Here is a 6,215-nt window from a genome sequence, read left to right as displayed (position 1 = left end):
TTGGGCAGATCAACGCCATGCTCAGGGATGGCGGGCAGTGGCAGCCAACCCCCGCCTGATCAAAAGACAGTTGCTCCTACAGGTGGTGGCGCGCCAGGTAGTCGGTGGACTGCATCTCGATCAGCCGGGAGGCGGTGCGCTCGAAGGCCCCGGCCAGGCGCTCGCCCGCGTACAGCGCGGGCGGCGCCGCATCGGCGGTGCAGACCAGCTTCACGTTGCGGTCGTAGGCCTCGTCGATGAAGGTGACGAAGCGGCGCGCGGCATCGTCGCGCGTGCCGTCCATCACCGGCACGCCGCCCAGCAGCACGGTGTGGAACTCGGTGGCGATCTCGATGTAGTCCGACGATCCGCGCGGGCCTTCGCACAGCGCGGCGAAATCGAACCAGGCCATGCCCGGGCAGCGTGCGCGGGTGTGGATGCGGCGGCCGTCGAGCTCGATGCTGCCGTCGCGGTGGCCGTCATCGCCGCCCAGCGCGTGCCAGCGCGACTCCAGCCAGGCGTCGGATCCCGCGTCCAGCGGCGTGCGGTACACCGGCGAGCGGGTCAGCTCACGCAGGCGGTAGTCGGTGTCGCTGACGATCTCCAGCACCTGGCAGTGCCGCTCCAGCAGCGCGATCGCCGGCAGGAAGCGCGCGCGCTGCAGGCCGTCGGCGTACAGGCCCGATGGCTGGATGTTGGACGTGGTCACCAGCACGATGCCTTCGGCGAACATCCGCTCCAGCACGCGCGCCAGCAGCATGGCGTCGCCGATGTCGCTGACGAAGAACTCGTCCAGCACCAGCACCCGCAGCGAGCGCCGCCACTCGGCCACGATCGAGGCCAGCGGGTCGCGTTCGCCGGCATGTTCGCGCAGGCGCTCGTGGACCACGCGCATGAAGCGGTGGAAGTGGGTGCGGCGCTTGCCGTTGCCGTCGCCGCCCTTCGCGTCCAGCTTGGCCACCGGCAGCGGCAGGCCGTTGTAGAACAGGTCGACCATGAAGGTCTTGCCGCGGCCGACGCCGCCCCAGAGATACAGCCCCTGCGGCGCCTCGCCGCCGGGGTCGCCGCCGAAGGTGCGCGCGAACCAGCCACGGCGCGGCCGGCCGGCGAGCAGGGCGTCGTGGACCCGGTCGAGCGCGGCCAGCGGCGCGTGCTGCGCCGGATCGTCGTCCCAGTCGCCGCGTGCCACGCCTTCGCGGTAGGCCTGCGACGGCCGCGGCGGGTCGGCGGCTTCAGCCATGCGCGGCGGGCAGGTGCCGGCGCACGCCGCTCTTGATGGCGCCGCGCAGGTCGATCAGCTTGCGGTGGAAGAAGTGGCTGGTGTCGGGCATGCGCACGATTTCAGGGTCGGCCTTGAGGCCGTCGAGCCAGCGGTAGACCCCCTGCGCGTCGACGATCTCGTCGGCGTCGCCCTGCACCACCAGCCAAGGCATGGTCGGCGTGGTGATCGCGTCGAAGTCCCAGCTGCGCCCGGCCGGGGGCGCGATCGAGATCAGCATCGACGGCTGCAGCTCGGCCGCCATCGCCAGGCTGACATAGGCGCCGAAGCTGAAGCCGGCCAGCCACAACTGGTCGCCGGGACGCGTGGCGCGGACCCAGTCGGCCACCGTGCGCAGGTCGTCCTGCTCGCCGCGGCCTTCGTCGAAGGCGCCTTCGGAGGCGCCGGTGCCGCGGAAATTGAAGCGCACCGTGGCCAGGCCGGATTCGCGCAGCGCGCGTGCGGCCATGGTCACCACCTTGTTGTGCATGGTGCCGCCTTCGGTGGGCAGCGGATGGCAGACCATGGCGACCGCCGGCACGCGGACGACATCGTCTTCCGGCAGGTCGACGGCGACCTCGAGCGCGCCGGCGGGGCCGGACAGGGTCAGGGCGCCGGAGGCGTCGGGGAAGGGAGGCTGGGGGCTCATGGGGGCCATGATAGTCGGCGGGGTGTACGGGCGTGTCGGGTCGCAGCGGCGGGAGGGCGGGTCGCAGCTGTAGCTGCTCCTACAGCGGGCGATGCAGCAACCGTGTAGGAGCAGCTACAGCTGCGACCTCTGCGACCACCCTCGCGGCCCTACGGCGTCCGCAGACGCAGCCCGACGATCACCGGATCGTGGTCCGAGGCGCCCCAGGGCGCGGGGTCGCCTACGCCTTCAGCGGCCGCGGGGTCGGCGGCCGGCGCCTCGTCGGCGTTGCTGTGCCAGATCGCGGCGTCCTCCAGCCGGGCACCCAGCGCGGGGCTGAGCAGCACGTGGTCGAGGCGGCCGGCCTGGGCGTCGTAGACGTAGGTATGCGGCTGGCCTCCATCCACGTCCGCCAGCGCGTCGGTCCAGCCGGCATCGATGAAGCCGCGCACGGGGTCCTCCATCGCGTAGGCGTTGAGGTCGCCCAGCACCGCGACCAGATCGCTGCCGGTGCCGGTCGGGTCATGGGCCAGCCAGACGCGCAGCGCTTCGCCGGACGCGCGGCGGGTGGCGTTGAAACAGGCCTGGCCGTCGCCCTGGTCGAGGTCGGCGCCGGCGGCGTCGCGGCAGCCCTTGGACTTGAAGTGGTTGGCGACCACCACGAAGGCCGGGCCGCCGCCGGCGCGGAAGGCCTGCGCCAGCGGCGCGCGGCTGAGCGGGCCGAACACGCCGTCCTCCAGCGTGGCCGGCCGGCCCAGCGGCACCACGCGGTCGGCGCGGTAGAGCAGGCCGACGCGGATCGGGTTGTCGCCCGGGCCCCGGCCCGCGTCGACGAAGCGCCAGCGCAGGCCGTCGGGATCAAGCGCGGCCACCAGTCCGGCGATGCTGGAATCGGCGCCGTAGCCGTCGTTCTCCAGCTCCAGCAGGGCGACGATGTCGGCGTCGAGCGAGGACAGCGTGGCCACCAGGCGCGCGAGCTGCGCCGCATATTCCGACGGCGTCCGCGCGCCGCGCGCGGTCGGGAAACCGCCGCCGCGGCCGTCGCCGTTGAACAGGTTCTGCAGGTTGAGGCTGGCCAGGCGCAGTTCGCCGGCCACCGTGGGTGCGGCCGGGCGCGCCGCCGGCTGCAGGGTGTCGACGTCGGCGATCGCCAGGCGCGGGCCGTCGTCGCCGACGGTGAGCACGCCCTCGAGCACCTCGAGCGTGCCGCCGCCGCGCCACACCTGCGCGTGCCGCGCGGCCTTCGGCGGCAGCGCCAGGGACAGGCCGCGGGCGCGGTTGGCGGCGGCCACGGCGTCGGCCGCGGCGCCGGGCAGCGCGACTTCGGTGGGAGTGCGCAGGCGCTCGCCGAACGCGACCACGACGCTGGCGTCGCGGTCGAGGCGGTGGTTGCCCGAGATCACCAGCGGCGCGGTGATGCGCACGCGGCGTCCGTCCAGCGCCGACCAGTCGTCGGGCACCGACGCGATGTCGACGGTGACGGCGCCTGCCCCGCTGGCGGACGGTTCGCCGGGCCGCTGCCCGACGCTGGCGCAACCGGCGAGCAGCAGTGCCAGGACCAGGGCGGAAGACGCGGTGCGGACGGTGCCGGTGGTGGTCATGGTCGCTCCTCGATGTCTTGGGGCGGAAACGAAGACGCCGCCCGTGGGCGGCGTCGGCGGCGGCGGAAGGCCGGCTTACTGGAGGTTCTCGACCATCCAGTCGACGGTGGCGACCACCTGCTCGTCGGTCAGCGCCGGGTTGCCCCCCTTCGCCGGCATCATGCCGGCCGCGCCGGTGAAGCCCTCGATGGCGTGGCGATGCAGGGTGTCGGCGCCCTGGGCGATGCGCGCCGTCCACTCGGCGGTGACCATCTTCGGCGCGCCGCCGGCGCCCGAGGTGTGGCAGCCCGCGCACAGGTTGTTGTAGATCACCGAGCCGTCCAGGGTGCCGCCATAGGCGACCTGGGCCGCGGCGGACGCGGCGGCGGCGGCGGCGGCCGCGGCCTGTGCGGCGGCGCCGGTGTCGCCCGCGTACACGGCGCCGACCGGCGCGATGCGGTTGGCGGTGCGCTGCGCCACGCCCGGATCGACTTCGCCCGGCAGCGACTTGTGCACGAAATAGGAGCCCACGATCAGGCCGACCGTGACCAGGGTCAGGAAGCCGATCACCAGCGAAAAGCGCTTGAGGAAGTCGAGATCGTAATTGCGCACGGAACACCTTGGCGGGCGTGGCCGGACGGCCACAGCTGCGCAGGATTATAGAGCACAGCCCCGCGGAGGTGGCGCGCGGGCAGCGCCGTGGACGGCGCGGTGGAACGCCCCGTTCCGGCCGGCTTCGGCGGGTCTGCTAGGATGGCCGCTTCGCCGCGCCTCCGATGCCTGCCGTCCCTTGACGGTTTCCGGAGGCGCCCCATGGCGCAGCTGGCCCGGTTTTCCGCGCTGCAGGTCCCGTTCCGGACGGTCCATTCCCCCGGACGTCTGCGTGCTGCGTCCCGCCAAGCCCGAGTGGCTTCACGAGGAGCGCCTGACCGCCAGTGGCCGACCCATCGTTCTACCAACTCCAGACACCCACCGTCCTGCTGCTGCTGATCGCCTTCTACGGCGGCACGTTCCTGATGTCCCGGCGCATCGCGCTCAAGGACGAGAACGTCGACGGCTACATGACCTCCAACGGCGCGATCGGCTTCGGTGTTTCCGCCGCCAGCATGACCGCCACCTGGATCTGGGCGGCCTCCTTCTATGCCGCCGCCACCTCCGGCTACAAGTACGGCATCTCCGGCCCCATCCATTACGGTCTGTGGGGCGCGCTGATGATCCTCTTCATCTACCCCTTCGGCCGCCGCTTCCGCGAGGTCGCGCCCGAGGCGCACACCCTGGCCGAGATCATGCACGCCCGCCACGGGCGCTCCAGCCAGCTGATCCTCGCCGGTTCCAACATCGCCGGCAGCGTGATCAGCCTGATGGCGAACTTCACCGCCGCCGGCGCGCTGGTGGCGATGCTGTCACCGTTGGACTTCGTGCACGGCGTGCTGATCGCCGGCATCGGCACGCTGTCGTACACGCTGTGGTCGGGCTTCCGCGCCTCGATCATGACCGACGTCGCGCAGGTGGCGGCGATGCTGGGCGCCGCGGCGCTGATCATCCCGCTGGTGTTCTTCAACGCCGGCGGCATCGAGGCGGTCTCGCAGGGCTGGGACCGTCTCAGCGCCGAGCAGGCCTCGATGTTCTCGAAGACCGCGTTCCTGGAGCAGGGCGCGCCCTACTTCGTGGCCGTGCTCGCGTATGCGATCGGCAACCAGACCATCGCCCAGCGCCTGTTCGCGGTGCGCGAGGACCTGATCAAGCCCACCTTCCTCGCCGCCACCGTCAGCTACGGCGCGACCGTGATCGGCCTGGGCATGCTCGGCGTGGTGGCGCTGATGGTGGGCATGGAGCCCGCGGGCGGCGACCACAACAACCTGATTCCGCAGATGGCCTCGAGCTACCTCGGGCCGGTGATGATCGGCGTGTTCTTCATCATGGTGATCGGCTCGCTGTCGTCGACCGCGGATTCCGACCTCGCCGCACTCTCCGCGATCATGATGACCGACATCTACGGCAAGAACATCGCGAAGGGCCGCGTCAATCCGGCCACGATGCTGTGGGTCGGGCGCATCACCATGATCGTCGCCACCACCGCGGGGCTCCTCTTCGCCAGCTTCCGCATCGACATCCTCTCGCTGCTGGTGTTCGTGGGCGCGCTGTGGGGCTCGATCGTGTTCCCGGTGATCGCGAGCTTCTACTGGAAGAAGGTGAACAACCGCGCGTTCACCACCGCGGTGGCGGTCTCGGTGACGGCGTTCATCGTCGCGCGGTTCCAGCTGGTGCCGATCGAAGGCCTGGTGGCGCTGGTGCTGGAGCTGTTCGCCACCGTCGGCGCCGGCGTGGTGCTGGGCCTGATGGCCTTCGGCTTCTTCGGCAAGCGGGTGGGGCTGGGCGTCGGCGTGCTGGCGACGCTGGCGCTGGCGCCCTTCACCCTCGGCTTCCTGCGCGACTATCCGGTGCTGCTGAGCTCGCTCAACGCGTATGGCGTGAGCACGGTGGTGTGCTCGCTGCTCAGCTTCCGCAGCCGCGAGGACTTCGACTTCGCGCTGCTCGGCCGGCGCGTGCGCAACTTCGACCAGGAGCAGGCCCCGACGGCCGACGACATGCAAGGTCCGGCGCCCGCGCTGGACGCTGCCCGGGAGGCGACGCGATGAGGGACCTGCTGATGACCGCCTACGTGCTGGTGTGGCCGGCGATCGTGCTGGTGATGATGTTCGTCATGGGGCGAGGCGTGTGGCGCGACGTGCGGCGCGCGAAGAAGCGCGGCGAAGACCTGGTCTGACCG

5 protein-coding genes and 1 pseudogene are annotated in these 6,215 nt (G+C 71.7%); 2 read left to right on the top strand and 4 right to left on the bottom strand.

Going from position 1 to position 6,215, the window contains the following annotated elements; all coding sequences use genetic code 11:
- Window positions 1-76: 76 nt before the first annotated feature.
- The 4 genes and pseudogenes from zapE to IE168_RS11800 all read right to left on the bottom strand — a co-directional run bounded on the left by zapE (window position 77) and on the right by IE168_RS11800 (window position 4,057).
- Window positions 77-1,219: a cell division protein ZapE gene (gene zapE / locus IE168_RS11815; RefSeq protein WP_189498466.1), complete on the bottom strand. Its 1,143-nt coding sequence runs from the start codon at window positions 1,217-1,219 to the stop codon at window positions 77-79.
- Complete coding sequence (locus IE168_RS11810; protein ID WP_189498464.1) at window positions 1,212-1,886, bottom strand: alpha/beta hydrolase; 675 nt, start codon at window positions 1,884-1,886, stop codon at window positions 1,212-1,214. Before IE168_RS11810 ends, zapE begins: the two co-directional genes overlap by 8 nt.
- 149 nt (window positions 1,887-2,035) lie before the next feature.
- Window positions 2,036-3,493 (bottom strand): annotated as a pseudogene (locus IE168_RS11805) (ExeM/NucH family extracellular endonuclease); the annotation flags it as partial.
- A gap of 48 nt (window positions 3,494-3,541) precedes the next feature.
- The gene (locus IE168_RS11800) at window positions 3,542-4,057 is read right to left on the bottom strand and encodes a c-type cytochrome (RefSeq protein ID WP_189498460.1); all 516 of its coding nucleotides are present in this window, start codon (window positions 4,055-4,057) and stop codon (window positions 3,542-3,544) included.
- Between the two features lie 323 nt (window positions 4,058-4,380).
- On the opposite strand from IE168_RS11800, the gene IE168_RS11795 reads away from it, so the two are divergent.
- Together IE168_RS11795 and IE168_RS14595 are read left to right on the top strand one after the other, a co-directional pair.
- The gene (locus IE168_RS11795; protein WP_229823471.1) at window positions 4,381-6,084 is read left to right on the top strand and encodes a sodium:solute symporter family protein; all 1,704 of its coding nucleotides are present in this window, start codon (window positions 4,381-4,383) and stop codon (window positions 6,082-6,084) included.
- Window positions 6,081-6,212 (top strand): putative transporter small subunit, encoded by a 132-nt coding sequence (locus IE168_RS14595; RefSeq protein ID WP_225218015.1) that lies wholly within the window; start codon window positions 6,081-6,083, stop codon window positions 6,210-6,212. Before IE168_RS11795 ends, IE168_RS14595 begins: the two co-directional genes overlap by 4 nt.
- Window positions 6,213-6,215: the final 3 nt, after the last annotated feature.

The sequence above is a fragment of the Luteimonas padinae genome, from assembly GCF_014652935.1.
Classification (GTDB): Bacteria; Pseudomonadota; Gammaproteobacteria; order Xanthomonadales; family Xanthomonadaceae; genus Luteimonas; species Luteimonas padinae.
Note: the sequence above shows the minus strand (reverse complement) of the source record. Positions and strands in the feature narration are given on the sequence as shown.